17 protein-coding genes are annotated in these 18,312 nt (G+C 72.5%); 8 read left to right on the top strand and 9 right to left on the bottom strand.

The window, feature by feature from the left end:
• The first annotated feature begins 65 nt into the window (after window positions 1–65).
• Both ACZ5XZ_RS04360 and ACZ5XZ_RS04355 read left to right on the top strand, forming a co-directional pair.
• Window positions 66–947: an ABC transporter ATP-binding protein gene (locus ACZ5XZ_RS04360; protein ID WP_468974506.1), complete on the top strand. Its 882-nt coding sequence runs from the start codon at window positions 66–68 to the stop codon at window positions 945–947.
• 28 nt (window positions 948–975) lie between these two features.
• Window positions 976–1,287 (top strand): hypothetical protein, encoded by a 312-nt coding sequence (locus ACZ5XZ_RS04355; protein WP_468974504.1) that lies wholly within the window; start codon window positions 976–978, stop codon window positions 1,285–1,287.
• A gap of 86 nt (window positions 1,288–1,373) precedes the next feature.
• On the opposite strand, the gene ACZ5XZ_RS04350 is transcribed toward ACZ5XZ_RS04355, so the two are convergent.
• Window positions 1,374–2,483 carry a ferritin-like domain-containing protein gene (locus ACZ5XZ_RS04350; RefSeq protein WP_468974502.1) on the bottom strand — a complete coding sequence of 370 codons (1,110 nt, stop codon included), beginning with the start codon at window positions 2,481–2,483 and terminating at the stop codon, window positions 1,374–1,376.
• Window positions 2,484–2,647: 164 nt separating this feature from the next.
• Between ACZ5XZ_RS04350 and ACZ5XZ_RS04345 the strand changes: the two genes are divergently transcribed.
• The 3 genes from ACZ5XZ_RS04345 (at window position 2,648) to ACZ5XZ_RS04335 (ending at window position 4,709) form a co-directional block, all read left to right on the top strand.
• Window positions 2,648–3,595 (top strand): AurF N-oxygenase family protein, encoded by a 948-nt coding sequence (locus tag ACZ5XZ_RS04345; protein WP_468974500.1) that lies wholly within the window; start codon window positions 2,648–2,650, stop codon window positions 3,593–3,595.
• A gap of 73 nt (window positions 3,596–3,668) precedes the next feature.
• Window positions 3,669–4,409: a TetR/AcrR family transcriptional regulator gene (locus tag ACZ5XZ_RS04340; RefSeq protein WP_468974498.1), complete on the top strand. Its 741-nt coding sequence runs from the start codon at window positions 3,669–3,671 to the stop codon at window positions 4,407–4,409.
• A 36-nt stretch (window positions 4,410–4,445) separates the two neighbouring features.
• The gene (locus ACZ5XZ_RS04335) at window positions 4,446–4,709 is read left to right on the top strand and encodes a hypothetical protein (protein ID WP_468974496.1); all 264 of its coding nucleotides are present in this window, start codon (window positions 4,446–4,448) and stop codon (window positions 4,707–4,709) included.
• 13 nt (window positions 4,710–4,722) lie between these two features.
• Here the strand turns inward: ACZ5XZ_RS04335 and ACZ5XZ_RS04330 are convergent, their stop codons facing one another.
• The 5 genes from ACZ5XZ_RS04330 to ACZ5XZ_RS04310 all read right to left on the bottom strand — a co-directional run bounded on the left by ACZ5XZ_RS04330 (window position 4,723) and on the right by ACZ5XZ_RS04310 (window position 10,660).
• Window positions 4,723–5,973 carry a styrene monooxygenase/indole monooxygenase family protein gene (locus ACZ5XZ_RS04330; RefSeq protein ID WP_468974494.1) on the bottom strand — a complete coding sequence of 417 codons (1,251 nt, stop codon included), beginning with the start codon at window positions 5,971–5,973 and terminating at the stop codon, window positions 4,723–4,725.
• A gap of 95 nt (window positions 5,974–6,068) precedes the next feature.
• Window positions 6,069–6,743: a GTP-binding protein gene (locus ACZ5XZ_RS04325; protein WP_468974492.1), complete on the bottom strand. Its 675-nt coding sequence runs from the start codon at window positions 6,741–6,743 to the stop codon at window positions 6,069–6,071.
• Window positions 6,724–7,122, bottom strand: a complete 399-nt coding sequence (locus ACZ5XZ_RS04320; RefSeq protein ID WP_468974490.1) for a DUF742 domain-containing protein — start codon at window positions 7,120–7,122, stop codon at window positions 6,724–6,726. Before ACZ5XZ_RS04320 ends, ACZ5XZ_RS04325 begins: the two co-directional genes overlap by 20 nt.
• Complete coding sequence (locus ACZ5XZ_RS04315; RefSeq protein ID WP_468974488.1) at window positions 7,119–7,610, bottom strand: roadblock/LC7 domain-containing protein; 492 nt, start codon at window positions 7,608–7,610, stop codon at window positions 7,119–7,121. Before ACZ5XZ_RS04315 ends, ACZ5XZ_RS04320 begins: the two co-directional genes overlap by 4 nt.
• Window positions 7,610–10,660, bottom strand: a complete 3,051-nt coding sequence (locus ACZ5XZ_RS04310; RefSeq protein WP_468974486.1) for a sensor histidine kinase — start codon at window positions 10,658–10,660, stop codon at window positions 7,610–7,612. Before ACZ5XZ_RS04310 ends, ACZ5XZ_RS04315 begins: the two co-directional genes overlap by 1 nt.
• 482 nt (window positions 10,661–11,142) lie before the next feature.
• Here ACZ5XZ_RS04310 and ACZ5XZ_RS04305 point away from each other — a divergent pair, with 482 nt between their 5' ends.
• The gene (locus tag ACZ5XZ_RS04305) at window positions 11,143–11,988 is read left to right on the top strand and encodes a hypothetical protein (RefSeq protein ID WP_468974484.1); all 846 of its coding nucleotides are present in this window, start codon (window positions 11,143–11,145) and stop codon (window positions 11,986–11,988) included.
• A 321-nt stretch (window positions 11,989–12,309) separates the two neighbouring features.
• On the opposite strand, the gene ACZ5XZ_RS04300 is transcribed toward ACZ5XZ_RS04305, so the two are convergent.
• The gene (locus tag ACZ5XZ_RS04300) at window positions 12,310–12,813 is read right to left on the bottom strand and encodes a MarR family winged helix-turn-helix transcriptional regulator (RefSeq protein ID WP_468974482.1); all 504 of its coding nucleotides are present in this window, start codon (window positions 12,811–12,813) and stop codon (window positions 12,310–12,312) included.
• Between the two features lie 278 nt (window positions 12,814–13,091).
• On the opposite strand from ACZ5XZ_RS04300, the gene ACZ5XZ_RS04295 reads away from it, so the two are divergent.
• Entirely contained in the window at window positions 13,092–13,952 is an 861-nt protein-coding gene (locus ACZ5XZ_RS04295; RefSeq protein ID WP_468974480.1) for a lysozyme, read from the top strand.
• A gap of 117 nt (window positions 13,953–14,069) precedes the next feature.
• Here the strand turns inward: ACZ5XZ_RS04295 and lon are convergent, their stop codons facing one another.
• Together lon and ACZ5XZ_RS04285 are read right to left on the bottom strand one after the other, a co-directional pair.
• Entirely contained in the window at window positions 14,070–16,526 is a 2,457-nt protein-coding gene (gene lon, locus ACZ5XZ_RS04290; RefSeq protein WP_468974479.1) for an endopeptidase La, read from the bottom strand.
• 162 nt (window positions 16,527–16,688) lie between these two features.
• Window positions 16,689–17,534 (bottom strand): pentapeptide repeat-containing protein, encoded by an 846-nt coding sequence (locus tag ACZ5XZ_RS04285; RefSeq protein ID WP_384434054.1) that lies wholly within the window; start codon window positions 17,532–17,534, stop codon window positions 16,689–16,691.
• Between the two features lie 181 nt (window positions 17,535–17,715).
• On the opposite strand from ACZ5XZ_RS04285, the gene ACZ5XZ_RS04280 reads away from it, so the two are divergent.
• The gene (locus ACZ5XZ_RS04280) at window positions 17,716–18,219 is read left to right on the top strand and encodes a YfbM family protein (RefSeq protein WP_468974476.1); all 504 of its coding nucleotides are present in this window, start codon (window positions 17,716–17,718) and stop codon (window positions 18,217–18,219) included.
• The last annotated feature ends 93 nt before the right edge of the window (window positions 18,220–18,312 follow it).

Here is an 18,312-nt window from a genome sequence, read left to right as displayed (position 1 = left end):
GAAGCCGCGGGTCCGCACAGTGGACGCCCGCCCGGAAAGATGCCCTACGCAGCTACTCTGCGGCGATGACCCCTACGGAACCCCCGCAGCCCTCCCACCCGCGAGCTGCGCGCGTGGTCGCCGCCCTGGAGGGCGTCGGCGTCCGCCGCCACACCACGGGCCAGGTCATCCTCGACGCCGTCGACTGGACCGTACGGTCCGGTGAGCACTGGGCGTTGCTCGGCGCGAACGGCGCGGGCAAGACCACCGTCCTGCGCCTCGTCGGCGCGCTGATGTTCCCCACCGTCGGCACCGTCGAGGTGCTCGGCCACCGGCTCGGCTCGGTGGACGTCCGCGAGCTGCGCGCCGTCATCGGCCTGGTCTCCGGCGCGCAGAAGGTGCCGCAGGACGCGACCGGCCACACCGTCGTACTGACCGGCGCGACCGGCACCGTGCAGCCCCTGTGGCGCACGTACGACGCCGCCACCCGCGAGCGGGCGCACGAGCTGCTCGCCGAACTGGACTGCAAGGAGCTGGCGGACCGCCCCTACGGGGTGTGCTCGGGCGGCCAGCGGGCCAGGATCCTGATCGCCCGCGCGCTGATGGCCGACCCCTCGCTGCTGCTGCTCGACGAGCCTTTCAACGCGCTCGACCTGCCCTCCCGCGAGGATGTGATCGACGCGCTGCACCGGCTGGCCCTGGGGCGCCCGGAGTTGGCGACCGTGACGGTCACCCACCATCTGGAGGAGCTGTCCCCGGCCATCGCCCACGCCCTGCTGCTGCGCGAGGGCCGGGTGCAGGCACGCGGCCCGGTGGCGGAGGTCCTGACGGGCGCGCGGATGACGGCCTGCTTCGGCCGCCCGATCGAGGTGTCCCGCCACGAGGGGCGGTGGCTGGCGCGATCGGGGCGGCGGGGCCAGGGGCAGTTCCCGGTACCCGGCTCGGGCTATGACAACCGGTCCGTCTAGCAGGCCGGGCAGCGACAGGGAGGACGGCATGACGCAACCAGAGCTCCCCGATATGGGCGATCCGATCCCGCGAGAGGGGCTGCCGCCCTGGAAGCAGCGCTTCTACGAGTACGCGCTGGTGGTCATCGGGCTGCTGGCCCCGTGGGCCTTCCTGTGGGTCGCGGCGGCGAGGAATGCGGGGCTGCTGTGGATTCCGGTGCTGAATCTCCTCGGTACGTATGCGGGGCTGTATGTCATGGTCCGGGGATGGCGGGGCCGGTCTCGCCGGATGTTCGCGGTGCTGGCCGGTGTGGTGGTGTGCTGGATCGTCTGGACGGAGTTGTTCCGGCGGCTGAATTGAGGGGCCGGAATTGAGGGGACGGAAACGGGGCGTCACCATCGAGGCGGGGTGCCGGAGGGGCGGGCCCCAGTCCCGGCCCCGGCCGGTCAGTCCTCCGCCTCGCCCCGCGCTATCGCCTCCGCGACCTCCGCCGTGCGGGCCGCCTCCTCGGCGGCGAAGCGCTCCGCGTCCAGCTTGTCGGCGAGCTCCTCGTCCTGGGCCATCAGCAGATCGAGGTTGGCGTCGCCCAGGTCGAAGACGCCCAGGTCCACATAGGCGCGCTGCAGGCGTTCGCCCCACAGCCCGATGTCCTTCACGCAGGGCACGATCCGGCTGAAGAGCAGCTTCCGGAAGAGGTGCAGGAATTCGGAGCGCTCGGTGAATTCCGCGGCCTCCTTGGGGGGAATGCCGAAGTTCTCCAGGACTTCCAGGCCGCGCAGCCGGTCGCGCATCAAATAGCAGCCCTCGATGACGAATTCCTCGCGTTCGCGGAGTTCGGCGTCGGTGAGCTGTTTGTAGTAGTCGCGCAGGGCCATCCGGCCGAAGGCGACATGGCGGGCCTCGTCCTGCATGACGTAGGCGAGGATCTGCTTGGGCAGCGGCTTGTCGGTGGTGTCGCGGATCATCCCGAAGGCGGCCAGCGCGAGGCCCTCGATCAGCACCTGCATGCCGAGATACGGCATGTCCCAGCGGGAGTCCTTGAGGGTGTCGGAGAGCAGCGTCTGGAGGCTGTCGTTGACCGGGTAGAGCATCCCGATCTTCTCCTGGAGGAAGCGGCTGTAGATCTCGGCGTGCCGCGCCTCGTCCATGGTCTGGGTGGCGGAGTAGAACTTCGCGTCGAGGTCGGGGACGGATTCCACGATCCGCGCCGCGCAGACCATGGCACCCTGCTCGCCGTGCAGAAACTGGCTGAACTGCCAGGCGGTGTAGTGCCGGCGCAGATCACCGCGGTCCTTCTCGGTCATCTTGCCCCAGTACTTGGTGCCGTACAGGGACATGGACTCGTCGGGCGTACCGAGCGGATCCTGGGGGTCCACTTCCAGGTCCCAGTCGATCCGCAGCGTGGCGTCCCACTGCTTGTCCTTGCCCTTCTGGTACAGCGCGAGCAGCCGGTCGCGACCGGCGCCGTACTCCCAGCTGAAGCGGGCCGCACCGGAGGCGGGGACCTGCCACAGCGGGTCGCCGGGGTCCTGCACATAGAGCTCTCGGGTCGACACGGACGCCTCCTCGGCTCGCCAAACGCCTTGCCCTGGCCGGTGGTTGGCAGGCTCACACGTTTCTTACTCGCGGGTCAATAACTCGCGCACAGGGGATTGACGCCCTTGCTGACAAGCAGTCTCATAAGAGCTGACCGCGGGTAACCCACTAGCGAGGTAGCCAGATGACGAGCGCGCCCACCGCCATGACCGTGACGGACACCGACGTCCTGCGGGACGCCCTCGGCCTGCTCAAGGACCGGGAACAGGTCGCCGAGCGACTGCTCGACTCCTCCGCCAGGCACTCCTTCGACCCCGACACCGAACTCGACTGGGAGGCACCCCTCGAAGAGGGCAAGTGGTTCTGGCCGCCGGAGCTGGTCTCGCTCTACGACACCCCGCTGTGGAAGAAGATGTCCCTGGAGCAGCAGCAGGACCTCTCCCGGCACGAGGCCGCCTCGCTCGCCTCGTTGGGCATCTGGTTCGAGATCATCCTGATGCAACTGCTCGTACGGCACATCTACGACAAGCCGGTCACCAGCGCGCATGTCCGCTACGCGCTCACCGAGATCGCCGACGAATGCCGGCACTCCAAGATGTTCGCCCGCATGATCCAGCGGGGCGGTGCGCCCACGTACCCCGTCTCGCGCCTCAACCACAATCTCGCCCGGATCCTCAAGACGGTCTCCACCACCCCGGGCTCGTTCGCCTGCACCCTGCTCGGCGAGGAGATCCTGGACTGGATGCAGCGGCTGACCTTCCCGGACGAGCGGGTGCAGACCCTCGTGCGCGGGGTGACCCGGATCCATGTCGTCGAAGAGGCCCGCCATGTCCGCTACGCACGCGAGGAGCTGCGCCGCCAGATGGTCACCGCGCCGCGCTGGGAGCGGGAGTTGACCCGGATCAGCTCCGGCGAGGCGGCCCGGGTCTTCTCCGTCGCCTTCGTCAACCCGGACGTCTACCCCAACGTCGGGCTGGACAGGCGGGAGGCCGTCGCCCAGGTGAAGGCCAGCGGCCACCGCCGCGAGGTGATGCAGTCCGGCGCCCGGAGGCTGACCGACTTCCTCGACGAGATCGGCGTGCTGCGCGGTGTGGGCCGCAGGTTGTGGCGCAGCTCGGGCCTGCTGGCCTGAAGCACTCGGCATGCCCTGTCCGCGACCCGAGCACGTGTACGAGCCGACCCCCGGGCCGGTTACGCTGCTGTTCATGAACGGCAGCGGCACCGCCCCAGCAGTACCCCGACCCGCCTATCGCAGGCTCAGCGTCGAGCAGCGCCGCAGCCAACTGCTCGCCGCCGCGCTCGGGCTGTTCGCCCAGCGCGCGCCCGAGGACGTCTCGCTGGACGACGTCGCCACCGCCGCCGAGGTCTCGCGGCCGCTGGTCTACCGCTACTTCCCCGGCGGCAAGCAGCAGTTGTACGAGGCCGCGCTGCGCAGCGCGGCCGACATCCTGGAACGCTGCTTCGCCGAGCCCGAGACCGGGCCGCTCACCCGGCGGCTGTCCCGCGCGCTCGACCGCTACCTGGCGTTCGTCGACGAGCACGACGCCGGCTTCAGCGCGCTGCTCCAGGGCGGCAGCGTCGTGGAGACCTCCCGTACCTCCGCGATCGTCGACGAGGTGCGGCGGGCCGCGGCCGACCAGATCCTGCGGCATCTGGGCGAGCCGGAGCCGGGCGTCCGGCTGCGGATGACCGTGCGCATGTGGATCACCGCCGTCGAGGGCGCCTCGCTGATCTGGCTCGACGAGCACAAGCAGCCCGCCCTCGACGAGCTGCGGGACTGGCTGGTGGACCACTTCATCGCGCTGCTGACCGCGACCGCGGCCCGCGACCCGCAGACCGCGCGGGTGACCCGGGCGGCGCTGAGGCTGGAGACCTCCGACGGCCCGGTCGGTGATCTGTCCCGGCGCATCCTGCCCGTCGTCAGCGACGCCGCGCACCTGCTGTGACCAGCGGTTCCGCTCCGGTGGTGGAAGACTGAGGGCGTGCGAAGCGAGAACACGCCCTTCGTCGGCGGACCCTTGGACGGCCGGGTGCTGCCGGTGCTGGTCGGCATGACCGGACAGCCGCCGAAGACCTACGAGATCCCGGTGCCCAACGACGACGGGCGGCCGCCGACGCTGCACGTCTACCGGCGCGTCCCCGCCCGCGTGAGCCGCCTGGGCCTGCCGAGCGGCTGGAAGTACGAGTACGTCCCCGAGGGGCGGCGGGAGGTCCAGGGCCACCGGAAGTGGCCCTGGACCAAGTAAGGGCCCGCCGAGGTCAGCCGTGCGAGGCGAGGTAGGCCCGTGCGGCGTCCGGCTCGTAGAGGAAGTTCTCGAAGTCGGACGGGTCGTCGAAGCCGTTGGCGAAGCGGTCGGCGACGGGCTGGATCTGGCCGGCCGCGCCGATGATGTCCAGTACGTGCTCCGGCGGCGGGGCCAGCATCGCGTTGGTCCACTTGGTGACGTGCCGGGCGGTGTCCCAGTAGCGGTCGAAGGTGGCGCGCATCCAGTCCTCGTCGAACGGCTCCTCGCCGCGCTCCTCGATGGCGGCGAGGTAGGACGCGGCGCACTTGGAGGCCGAGTTGGAGCCCTGGCCGGTGATCGGGTCGTTGGCGACGACCACGTCGGCGACGCCGAGGACCAGGCCGCCCGAGGGGAGCCGGCCGATGGGGTTGCGCACGGTCGGGGCGTAGCGGCCGGCCAGCGTGCCGCCTGCGTCGGTCAGTTCGACCTTGGTGGCGCGGGCGTACTCCCAGGGCAGGAACTTCTCCATCAGCTCCAGTGTCGTGGCCAGGTGCTCGTCGGGGTCCTTGACGGACTGGAAGACGTCCAGCGGGCCGCCGGGGATGCCCTCCCAGAACAGGATGTCGGCGCGGCCGGAGGTGGTGAGCGTCGGCATGACGAAGAGCTCGCCGACGCCGGGGACGAGGTTGCAGCGCACCGCGTCGAAGTGGGGGTGCTCGGGGCGCGGGCCCAGGCCGTGGACGTAGGCGACGGCCAGTGCGCGCTGGGGGGCGTCGTAGGGGGAACGCGCCGCGTCCCGGGCGAACATGGACACCAGCTCGCCCTTGCCGGCCGAGACCAGCGTCAGGTCGTAGCGGCCGGCGAAGAAGTCCAGGTCGGAGACGGCCGCGCCATGGATGACGAGTTGGCCGCCGCGCTGCGCGAAGGTCTCCATCCAGCCGGCCATCTTGACCCGCTGGTCGACGGACTGGGCGTATCCCTCCAGCGTGCCGACCCAGTCGACGGCGCGCTGCGAGCCGCCGGGTTCGGCGTGGCTGCCGGGCGCGGCGACCGAGACGCCCAGGCCCTCGATGCGCGGCGCCTGGCTCTCCCAGAAGTTGATCTCCAGGTCGCGCTCGTGCTGCAGGGCGGTGTCGAACATGCACTGGGTCGACATGACCCGGCCGGAGCGGATCTCGTCGGCGGTGCGGTTGGACATCAGGGTGACCTCGTAGCCCTTGGACTGGAGGCCGAGGGCGAGCTGGAGCCCGGACTGGCCGGCTCCGACGACGAGTATTTTCCGCATGGCGGCACTCTTCTCTGTTACTGCGGTGTTCGGGGGTGAGGCGTGGGGGGTGGGGCGGGGTCCGGCCCTCGGGGGCGGGTCCCGGGCGGGCCCGGCTACTCCGGCGCTTCCTCCAGCGCATGGCCGACCAGCGCGAGCAGCGAGGTGACCACCGTGGTCCGCCGGCGCGCGTCCATGATCACGACGGGTACCCGGGGCGGCACGGTCAGCGCCTCGCGGACGTCCTCGACGGCGTACTCCTCGGTGCCCTCGAAGTGGTTGACCGCGACGATGTACGGCAGTCCGCAGCTCTCGAAGTAGTCCAGCGCCGGGAAGCAGTCCTCCAGGCGCCGGGTGTCGGCCATCACGATCGCACCGATCGCGCCGCGCACCAGGTCGTCCCACATGAACCAGAACCGCTGCTGTCCGGGCGTGCCGAACAGATACAGCACCAGGTCCTGGTCGAGGGTGATCCGGCCGAAGTCCATCGCGACCGTGGTCGTGGTCTTCTCGGGGGTGGCGGTCAGATCGTCGGTGTCCTCGCTGGCCCGGGTCATCACCGCCTCGGTCTGCAGCGGGGTGATCTCCGAGACCGAGCCGACGAAGGTGGTCTTGCCGACGCCGAAGCCGCCCGCCACCACGATCTTGGTGGCGACCGGCGCCCGCGAGCGGTCGGTCTGCCAGCTGTGCAGCCCCGCCTCGTCGGCTGTCGCCGCGGGCTCGGGCCGGTCCGTGGGAGGGACCGTCGCCGTCGTACCGGCCGATGTCGTGTCAGAGCCTGTGAAGTCCACCCAGCACCCTTTCCAGCAGCGCGCGGTCGGGCCGGCCGGTGGGGTGCCCGGTGCCGTAGACGCGAATCCTTCCCTGGTCGGCGAGGTCGCTGAGCAGGACCCGGACCACGCCCAGCGGCATCTTCAACAGCGCGGAGATCTCCGCGACCGAGCGCATCCGGCGGCACAGTTCGACGATCGCCCGCATCTCGGGCATCACCCGCTCGGCCCAGCCGCCGCCGGTCAGCTCGCGCCGCTCCTCGGGGGCCTCCAGCGCGGCCACGAACGTCTCGACGAGCAGCACATGACCGAAGCGGGTCCGCCCGCCGGTGAGCGAGTAGGGCCGCACCCGCGCGGGTTTGCGGTTCCCGCCGCGTATGGGGAGTTTGGGGTTGCTCACTGGGCGCTCTCCATCGACTTGCGCAGTTCGCTGCGGAGTTCGGGGGTGAGGACATGGCCGGCCCGGCCGACGAACAGCGCCATGTGGTAGGCGATGACGTTCATGTCGCAGTCCGGGGCGGCGTGCACACCGAGCAGCGAGCCGTCGCTGATCGACATGACGAACACGCTGCCCTCGTCCATGGTGATCATCGTCTGCTTGACGGCACCGCCGTCCATCAGCTTCGCGGCGCCCTGGGTAAGGCTGCCCAGCCCGGACACGATGGTGGCCAGGTCCGCACTGGACCCCCTGGGCCCTTCATCGCCGTCCGGCTGCGCCTTGGCGGCCGCGCGGTCCGGGTCGGAGCTGAGCAGCAGCAGGCCGTCGGAGGAGACCACCGCGACCGAGCGGATGCCCGGCACCTCGTCGACCAGGTTCGTCAGCAGCCAGTGCAGATTCTGTGCCTGGCTGCTCAGTCCTTTTCCTTGAGCAGTGGGCGCTTGCGCCATCAATCGCGTGCCTCCTCGGCAATCTGGCTCTCTCCCGGGGCCCCCGCTCCGTCGGTGTCGGTCTGTGGGATGGTCTGCTCCGCCGTGCGCTCCGCGATCTCGGTCTCGACCTCGCGCCGGCCGTCCCTCGCCCCCTGCTGGAATCCGCCCAGCCGGCGCCTCAGCGCCTCGGCACCGACCGCGCCGCTCTTGCGCGGGGCGGCGGGCGCCGGGCGCTGCGCCACGATGTGCGGCGTGCGCTTGGGCAGCCCCTTGGCCGTCCGTGGCTTCTCCGGCGCCGCGGCGGGTGCCGGGTCGGCGGCCTGGGGTGCCGGGTCCGTGGCGGCCGGGTCGTTGGCTCCCGCGTCCTTGGCTGCCGGGTCCTTGGCTGCCGCGTCCGTTCCGGGGCCCGTGTGCTGGTCCGGGCCGATGGCGTACGGATCGGCGGCCACGGGCTCGGCGACGGACGCGTCGGACTGTGCCGGCGGCTCGGCGGCCGGGCTCGCGTCGTCCTCGGTCCGGGTGTGCTCGTCGTCGCCGGCGCCGCCCTCGGCCGCGTCGACGGCCCGCTCGGCGGCGGCGACCAGCGGGTCGCTGTCCGGGGCGGTGTCCGGGGCTTCGCTGTCCGGGTCGGCGTCGGGCGCGGCCGCCGCCGGGTCCTTGCGCGGCACCCTCGTCTGCAGGGTGTTGGAGTTCGCCTCGGCGACCGAGCCGGGCAGCGCGGGGGTGTGCACCGCCTCGCGCGGCGCCGTCGTGGAGGGCGACGGGGCCGGGCGGGTGGGCAGGATCGAGCCGGGCAGTACGACGACGGCCGTGACGCCGCCCTGCTTGGCGTCCCGCAACTGGACCCGTACACCGTGCCGGGCGGCCAGCCGCACCACCACGTACAGGCCCAGTCCCAGGGCCTCGTCGACGGTCTCGGAGGACGAGGCGGCCTCGGCGTCCGCGAGCCGCTCGTTGAGCTCGGCCAGCCGCTCCCCGGTCATCCCTATGCCCTCGTCCTGGACCGAGAGCATCAGCTCGCCGCTCTCCAGCAGCCAGCCGGACAGCTCGACATGGGCGTCCGGCGGTGAGAACGCGGTGGCGTTCTCCAGGAGTTCGGCGACCAGATGGCTGAGGTCGTCCGCGGCGAACCCGGCGACCTGCGAGTGCGGCGGCAGCGACTCGATGCGCACCCGGTCGTACCGCTCGATCTCGCTGACCGCGGCACGCAGCACGTCCAGCAGCGGTACCGGGCCCTGGTGGCCGGTGCCGTGCTGTTCCGCGCCCGCCAGCACCAGCAGGTTCTCGCTGTTGCGGCGCATCCGCGCGGCGAAGTGGTCCAGCTTGAACAGCGTCTCCAGCCGCTCCGGGTCCCGCTCGCTCTCCTCCAGCGACTCGATGACGGCGAGCTGGCGCTCCACGAGGCCGAGGGTGCGCAGCGAGAGGTTGACGAACCGGCCGTGCACACCGGTCTGCGCGGTGGCCAGCCGCTCGGTGAGATCGGCGACCTCCTCCTTGAGCGACGCGCTCTGCTCCTGCAGCACCTCGCGCTCGGCGACCAGCCGCTGCCGGCCGCCGACCAGCCGCTTGCGCTCGCCCTCCAGCTCGGCGGTGCGCCGCGCCATTTCTCCCACCTGGGCGTGCAGTGCGTTGACGGACCCGACGACGGCGGCGAACTCGTCGTTGCGGCCCTTGTAGCCGATGGGCTCCTCCTGCGCGGGGTCACCGGCCACCCGCTTGGCGCCGATCCGCAGCGCCGCCAGGGGCTGGGTCAGGGTGCGGGCGGCCCAGACGCCGGCGCCGACGGCCAGCAGCAGGCAGAGCGCCTCCAGGCCGACGCGGATCTCCAGCTCGGTCACATCGTCGTCGCGCAGGGCACCGAGCCGCTCGATGTCGGCGGTGGCCATGGCCGACTCCACGCCCCGCATCAGCCCGATGCGGGTGGTGAGGGTTTCGGCCACCTTCTGGCGGCTGAGCCGCAGGTCCGCGGCGTCCAGGCGGGGCTGGTCGGTCAGCCGGGTCAGATAGCGCTCGGCGGCGTCGACGTCGGCGCCGGTGACGGTGCGTTCGAAGCGGTCCCGGGCGCCCTGGCCGGCGGTCTGCCGGAAGTCGCCCAGCGCGCCCTGGGCGCGGAGGTGCGCGACCTGGGCGAGGGCGGTCAGCCGGGGCTGGCCGCCGCCCGCGTTGAGCCCGGCCAGCAGCAGGGCGCGGGTGCCGGCGGCCTGGTCGGTGAGGCGGCCGAGGGCGGGCAGCGCACGGGTGTCGGCGTCGGCGGAGTCCGCGCGGGCGGGCAGGTGGCGGGCGATGGTGTCGCCGATCGCGGCGAGCGCCTGGATGACCTCGGTATAGGCGTGGTAGACCTGCTCGGCCGATTCGGCACCGGACAGCGCCCTTTGACGGGTCTGCGGGAGGGCGGCCAGGAGCTTGGCGGCCGCCGCGTAGACCTCGGTGTCGCCCGAGGCGTCCTGGGCCTCGGTACGCAGCTCGGCGATCTGCCGGTCGACACGGGCACGCTGGGGCCCGGTGGCGGCGGAGGCGTCGGCGGACACGGCGGTGTTGGCGGACACGGCGGTGTTGGCGGACACGGCGGCATCGGCAGCGGCGGTGTTCCCAGTGCCGTTGGTGCCGTTGGTGGCAGCGGCGCCGTTCCCGGTGCCGTTGACTCCCGTGCCGCCGGTCTGCGCGCCGTTGGGCCGCGCGCCGTCGGCCCCGCCGGTCCGGCTGCCGTTGCCGCCGGATGCGCCGGGCTTGGCACCCGCGCGGCCGGCCGGTCGGGCGGCGCCCGCGGTCAGCGCGTCACGCTCGTCCGCGAGGGAGTGCGCGAGGGCGATCGCCCGGGCGTTCAACTCGGCGAGGTCGACCAGCTGCTGGCTGCCGTGGGCGTTGTCGGCCGTGGTGGCGAGGCCGGGGGCACCGGCGCCGAGGACCGCGGCGGCGACCACGGCCACCGCCCCGACGAGCCGGTTGCGCACCCGCGCGGGACGCCGCCCCGAGAGGTCCTCCCCACCCGTCGTGCCCAGCCCCTTGCCCGGTCCCGAGACCGAACCGGCCGGTGAACCCGGCTTCCCTGCGCCGCCCCGAAGCCGCATCTTCCGCACCGCTGCTCGCATTCCTGTCTCGCCTGCCCACGCCGTATGGCGTCGCGGACCCGGTTCGCTCGCCGCTCGCGGGGCGGGACCTGCGCGCACACCGCAGCAGCACACACTTCCGCGAGGGTAAACAGTCCGGCTCTGCGCGTCGCGATGGATGTCCTGGTCCCGCCCTTGACCGGGCAACGACCCTTCCACCGGCGCCGCACAGTGGCCCGGCAACACATGCCTGGCCACCTGAACGAGTGAACATCACTCGGAGTTTGACCATCAACTTCCCGGCGCCGCCGATTTTCGCGGCGGACCCGCGCACCGCCCGGACGGGTTTGGAGATGCGTGCCGGTCCTGGAAGGATGCCCGCCCGCACGCCGCCGGGCCGGTGGTCCATACCTTCTGTACGCCGCTGACCTGCCCGTACGCCGACGCCGCCGGCAGCGCCCGGTCAGCGGGGCGCCGACGGGGCCTCCGGCAGACTTGCGGCCATGCGCATCGAACTCGCCACCGAGCCGGGCGATCCCCAACGCCCAAACGAGGACTACGCATCGGTCGCCCTGCCGGCCTTTGGCCAGGGCGGAGTCATGGTTCTGCTGGACGGTGTGACGCCGCCCGCCGAGGACTACGGATGCGTGCACACCCTGCCGTGGTTCACCGCGCGGCTCGGCGGCGCATTGCTCGAACTGTCGGTTTCACGCCGGGATATGACACTTGCTGAGGTGCTGGCCGCCGCCATCTCGCGGACGGCCGAAGACCACCGCGACACCTGTGACCTTTCTCACGTCCGCACTCCGCAGGCAACCGTGGTGGCCGCACGGTGGTCCGAGGACGCCGTCGAGCATCTCGTCCTGTCCGATTCGGTCCTCCTGCTGGAGCGGGTGGACGGCTCGGTGCACCCGGTGCTGGACCCGCGGCTGGATGAACTGCCGCCCACGGTCCGTGCCCAGCGCGCCGCCGTACGGGCGCTGCCCCGCGGCTCGGCGGAACGGGCGGTGGCGGGCCGTGCGTACGGCCGCGCGGTCGAGGCGCTGCGCAACGCCGAGGGCGGCTTCTTCACCGCGGCCGCCGATCCGTCGGTGGCCGCCCGCGCGGTGACCGGCAGCACCCCGCGCGCCGAGGTCCGCTCGCTGACCGCACTCACCGACGGCGCGGGCCGCTGGGTGGAGGTCTTCCAGCAGGGCTCCTGGAAGGACTGCCTCGACCTGGTGGCCGAGCGGGGCCCGCAGTCCCTCATCGACCGGGTCCGGGCGGCCGAGGCGGCGGACCCGGGGTGCGCGACCCATCCACGCGGCAAGGCCCGGGACGACGCAACGGTGATCTACGTGGCGCCCTGAGCAGGGACACCGCACCCTGAACCGCGACGTCCCGAGCAGTGGGCCCCGAACCGCGACGTCCCGGGCGGTGGCGCCCTGAACCGCGACGTCCCGAGTGGTGGCGCCCTGAACCGTGGTGCCCGGCCCTGGGGCAACGTCCGGGAATACCTCTCGCCCCGCACCACGTCCCGGAGTTCCCCACCGTCTCCCCAGCGTCCGGGAATACCCCCCACCCCCACCACGTTGTGGCCCCGCAGGGGGCGTTCGCATCCCCTACGGAATGCGTTCGACCACCCCTACCCCCCTCGGCCCCCTCCCCCTACCCCTACCCCTACCCCGGCCCTACCCCTCCTCGCTCTCCTGCTCCGTGTTCAAGCGGTGCAGCAGCCGCGCCAGTTCGGCCACCTCCGCGCGGTCCCACGAGGCGAGCCGGCGCGCGTACTGGGCGCGGCGTCCGTTGCGGACGCGGGTGAAGCGGGCGCGGCCTTCGTCCGTGATGCGGACGAGGACGGCGCGGCCGTCGGCCGGGTCCGGCTCGCGGGCGACCAGCCCCAGCTTCTCCAGGGCGTGCAGCTGGCGGCTCATCGTGGCCTTGCCGACGCCGAAGAAGCCGGCGAGGTCGGTGGCGCGCTGCGCGCCGGCGTCGGCCAGCCGGAGCAGGAGCCCGTACGCGGACGGCTCCAGATCGGGATGCACCTCGCGGGCCAATTCGCCGGACGAGGCCCGGGCGCGGCGGAGGAATACCGCCAATTCCCTTTCCAGGGCGAGAAATACGTGGTCCACACCAGTCGGCTCGCCGTCCGCCGCGGTGCCGCCGGCTCCGGTGTTGTGCACGTCAGCGCCCATTCCCGCTTTCCTCATCTGAAAGTTTCCGCCCTCGGCGGCCGAAGCCGCAGCTCGGCCAGTATTTCGCAGGATTAGACCAACGGCAGCCCGGCAACCCTCTTTTGCCCCATCGGTCTACGCGCGTATCGTAGTTTCTGGCATGGCCATACCAAGCGACCCGGTCGGCGACAAAGGTTCCGCCGCGCGTCATGCACACCGCACCTCCGTGTCATCGCGTCTGCGTCATGCCGTCAGATCATCCCCCCTCAGGTCACCCACCGAGATCTCCGGAGACACGTATGACCGTGCTCAGATCCGGCCTCCCCCACCGCCCCGCCCGCTCCCTCGCGACCGTGGCCGGGGCCCTTCTCGCGATCCTCGCCCTCCTCCTCGGCCTGCCGTCCGCCGCCGGCGCCCAGGCCCCGCGGCGCGCACCTGAACCCACCCATCCCGGACAGGACTGGGCCGGCTCGCAGATCGCCAGGCACGAAGGCACCGCGGCCGGCACCGCCCCGCCGGCGTCCTCGCTCGCGGCGTCCGTCGAGGGCGTGGACGTCAGCAGCCACAACGGCAACGTCGCCTGGTCGACGCTCTGGAACAGCGGCGTCCGCTTCGCCTATGTCAAGGCGACGGAGTCCACCAGCTACACCAACCCGTACTTCGCGCAGCAGTACAACGGCTCCTACAACGTGGGCATGATCCGTGGCGCGTACCACTTCGCCACGCCCAACACCTCCAGCGGCGCCGCCCAGGCCAACTACTTCGTCGACCACGGCGGCGGCTGGTCCAGGGACGGCAGGACGCTGCCCGGCGCGCTCGACATGGAGTACAACCCCTACGGCGCGACCTGCTACGGCCTGAGCGCGGCCGGCCTGGTCAACTGGATGAAGGACTGGTTCGCCACCTACAAGGCGCGCACCGGCCGGGACGCGGTCGTCTACACCTCCACCGGCTGGTGGAAGCAGTGCACCGGCAACTCGTCCGCCTTCGGGGCGATCAACCCGCTGTGGGTTCCGCGCTACGGCTCCTCGGTCGGCGAACTCCCGGCCGGCTGGGGCTTCCACACCATCTGGCAGTACACCTCGACCGGCCCGACGGTCGGTGACCACAACCGCTTCAACGGCGCCTACGACCGGCTCCAGGCGCTGGCGAACGGCTGAGCGCACCCGGCCGACGGCCCGGGCGTACGGTCCCGCCCGCGCCCGGGCCGTACGCGCGAACGGGCCCCTGCCGCACGGTCCGTGCGGCAGGGGCCCGTCCCGTCAGCCCCGCGCGGCTCAGGCCGCGAGGGGGATCTCCGGCACGGCGCCGTTGGACGCCGGCGTCAGCGCCAGTTGGAGGACCTGGCGGACGTCCGCGACCGGGTGGACCTCCAGGGAGCTGAGGACCTCGGCCGGGACGTCGTCCAGGTCCGGTTCGTTCCGCTTGGGGATGATCACCGTCGTGATCCCGGCACGGTGCGCCGCGAGCAGCTTCTGCTTGACGCCGCCGATCGGCAGCACCCGCCCGGTCAGCGAGATCTCACCGGTCATCGCCACGTCCGGCCGGACCTGCCGGCCCGACAGCAGCGAGGCCAGCGCCGTCGTCATCGTCACGCCCGCGCTCGGCCCGTCCTTGGGGACGGCGCCCGCCGGTACGTGCAGATGCACTCCGCGCTCCTTGAGGTCGGCGACCGGCAGTTCCAGCTCCGCGCCATGGGAGCGCAGGAACGACAGCGCGATGTGCGCGGACTCCTTCATCACGTCGCCGAGCTGGCCGGTCAGCTGGAGCCCGGACGCACCGGTCTCCGGATCGGCGAGCGAGGCCTCCACATAGAGCACGTCGCCGCCGGCGCCGGTGACCGCGAGGCCGGTGACCACACCGGGGACGGCCGTCCGCCGCTCGGCCGGGTCCTGGGCGGACTCGGGGGTGTGGTGCGGCCGCCCCAGCAGCGGGCGCAGCTGCTCCACGCCGACGGTGAACGGCAGCTCCCGCTCGCCGAGTTCGTGCTGGGCGGCGACCTTGCGCAGCATCCGGGCGAGGGCCCGCTCCAGATTCCGTACGCCCGCCTCGCGGGTGTACTCCCCCGCCAGCTTGCGCAGCGCGTCGTCCTGAAGCGTCACCTCGTCCGGCTCCAGGCCGGCCCGCTCCAGCTGGCGCGGCAGCAGGTGGTCCCGGGCGATGACGACCTTCTCGTCCTCGGTGTAGCCGTCCAGCCGGACCAGCTCCATCCGGTCGAGCAGCGGCTCGGGGATGGCTTCGAGGACGTTGGCGGTGGCCAGGAAGACGACATCGCTGAGGTCGAGTTCGACCTCCAGGTAGTGGTCGCGGAAGGTGTGGTTCTGCGCCGGGTCCAGTACCTCCAGGAGGGCGGCGGCCGGGTCGCCCCGGAAGTCGGACCCCACCTTGTCGATCTCGTCGAGGAGGACGACCGGGTTCATCGAGCCGGCCTCCTTGATGGCGCGGACGATCCGGCCGGGCAGCGCGCCGACGTACGTACGGCGGTGGCCGCGGATCTCCGCCTCGTCGCGGACGCCGCCGAGCGCGACCCGGACGAACGTGCGACCCATGGCGCGGGCGACGGACTCGCCCAGCGAGGTCTTGCCCACGCCGGGCGGGCCGACGAGCGCGAGCACGGCGCCGCCCGCCCGGCGCCCGCCGCCCTTGCCGGAATCGCCGGGCGAGGCCGCCTTCGCCCCGCCGCCGACCAGCCCGAGGCCGCGCTCGGCCCGGCGCTTCCTGACGGCCAGGTATTCGGTGATCCGCTCCTTGACCTCCTCCAGGCCGGCGTGGTCGGCGTCCAGCACCTGCTTGGCGCCGGCGATGTCGTAGGCGTCCTCGGTCCGTTCGTTCCACGGCAGTTCGAGGACGGTGTCCAGCCAGGTGCGGATCCACGATCCCTCGGGGCTCTGGTCGCTGGCCCGCTCCAGCTTGTCGACCTCCTTGAGGGCGGCCTTGCGGACGTCCTCGGGCAGCTCGGCGGCCTCGACCCGGGCGCGGTAGTCGTCGCCCTCGTCCTCCGGATCGCCGTTCAGCCCGGCGAGTTCCTTGCGGACCGCCTCCAGCTGCCGCCGCAGCAGGAACTCGCGCTGCTGCTTGTCGACACCCTCCTGGACGTCCTTGGCGATGGACTCGGCGACGTCCTGTTCGGCGAGGTGGTCGCGCAGCGCCTCGGTGGCGAACTTCAGGCGGGCGACCGGGTCGGTGGTCTCCAGCAGCCGGACCTTCTGCTCGGTGGTCAGGAAGGGCGAGTAGCCGGAGTTGTCGGCCAGCGCCGGCACGTCCTCGATCTGCTGGACGCGGTCGACGACCTGCCAGGCGCCGCGCTTGCGCAGCCAGCTGGTGGCCAGCGCCTTGTACTCCGTGACGAGTTCGGCGACGGCCCCGGGCAGCGGATCGGGGACCTGTTCGTCGACGGTCGTGCCCTCCACCCACAGCGCGGCGCCGGGCCCGGTCGTGCCGGAGCCGATCCGCACCCGGCCCAGGCCCCGGATCAGCGCTCCGGGGTCGCCGTCGGACAGCCGCCCGACCTGCTCGATCCGCCCGAGCGTGCCGATTCCCGCGTAGGTGCCGTCGATGCGGGGCACAAGCAGCACCCGCGGCTTGTTACCCGAGGTGGCGGCGGCCTGTGCGGCCTCCACCGCGGCGCGGACGTCCGCGTCGGACAGGTCCAGCGGCACCACCATGCCGGGGAGCACGACCTCGTCGTCGAGCGGCAGCACGGGCAGGGTGAGCGATGTGGACGTCGAAGCCATGATCTCCCCTTCGGCAATCAAGTTGAGCTTTACCCACTCAATGCAGGGGGACGGGGAGTTGTTCCCCCACACGCGTTCGCTGTGAGCGATCGGGACGGGGTGGGTGGCGGGGAGCGCCCGGCGCCTGTCGGTGCGCGGCGCGGGTGCCCGGGGAGCGCCCGGCTACCAGTGCGCGGGGCGGGTCAGCGTCTCGGGCAGCTTGGTGGCGGCGTTCCCCCGGGCCGCGTTCAGCTGGGACTGGGTCAGGAAGAGGGCGCCGGTGAGGTCGGCACCGCTCAGGTCGGCGTCGCGCAGATCGGCGCCGATCACATCCGCCCGGCGCAGATCGGCGCCCTTGAGGTCGGCGGCGATGAGGTACGCCCCGCGGAGGTTGGCGCCCTGGAGGTCGGCGCCCTTGAGGCGGGCTCCCATGAGGTCGGCGCCCCGCCGCTCCTTCTTGCGGCCCGGGACCTTGGCCCGTACGAGCTCGCTGGTGCGCAGCAGCAGGGCGTTGACCTCGCCCCGGTGGGCCGGCACATCCAGCGCGGCGAGGTCCTCGGCGCTGCCGCGGGTGAGGCGTTCGGTCTTCTCCAGCGCGGCCCGCAGGTCGGCGTGCAGGGGGCGGGCGGCCCGCAGGGTGAGCGCCTCGGCCAGGTACCAGAGCAGTTCGTGCAGCTGCCGCATGACGGGGAACACGTCGAACATCTGCCGGGCAGTGCCGGGAGCCTGCCGCCAGTCCCGCCCGCCGAAGGTGACCTGGGAGACCTTCTGCCCGGCGCCGAAGCAGTCGAAGACGGTGCAGCCGGAGAAGCCGCGCTTGCGCAGATCGGTGTGGATGCCGCAGCGGAAGTCGGTCTGCAGGTTGGGGCAGGGCCGGCCGGCCTCCTTGTCGAGGGCGAAGTCCGCGGAGGCAGCGAACGGCAGCGCGACGCAGCACAGCCCGAAACAGCTGCCGCAGTCGGACTGCAGGCCCAGCTCGACAGTGTCCGGATTCGATTGCTTGCGCTCGGGCGCGCGGTCTGGGGACAAGGTGCGGGTACTCCTGCGGCCGGTGTGCGCCGCACGGGCGGCGCCTGGAAAGGACGTCCATTCTCCCAGGCCCGGACGGGTGGCGCGGCTGGCCGGTTTCGCTCGCCGCGAGCCGCCCGCGGACCGCCAACGCGGCGCCGGCCGCCGGGCGTTGTCAGTGGTCGCCCCTAGCCTCGGGTCCATGAGCATGATCGGACAGTACGCACGTGTCACACCCGCCGAATTCGACCGCGCCCTCGGTGACCCGGAGTGGGCGTTGAAGCTGGTCATCGGGCGGATGGAAGCGGAAGCCGGACAGCCCGCGGAGCCGGCCGCCGCGCGCTGCCTGGACGTCGACAAGGCCTGGGACGCCCTCGGGTTCCTGTTGCGCCGGGCGGCCTTCCCGGTGGACATCGTGCACGGCGAGGGGGACATCCCGACGGCGGAGGACTGGGGCTACGGCCCGCCTCGCTACCTCACCGCCGAGCGGGTGCGGGTCGCCGCCGAGGTGCTCGCGGGGATATCCGGCGCGGATCTGACGGCCGGCGTCGGCCCCGAGGACCTCGCCAAGGCGGAGGTGTATCCGTCGATCGTGTGGGAGCGCGGCGAGTCCCTGGACTACGTGCGCGAGCACTACGACGCGCTGCGCCCGTTCTTCCGCGCGGCGGCGGACCGGGGGGACGCGGTGCTGGTCTGGCTCGGCTAGGGCGGGTCCGGGGGGGGGGGGGGGGGGGGGGGGGGGAGGGGGGGGGGGGGGGGGGGGGGGGGGGGGGGGGGGGGGGGGGTGGGTGCCCGAAGA

It is taken from the genome of Streptomyces sp. NPDC033270 (assembly GCF_055576575.1).
This window is presented reverse-complemented; position numbering and strand designations above follow the sequence as displayed.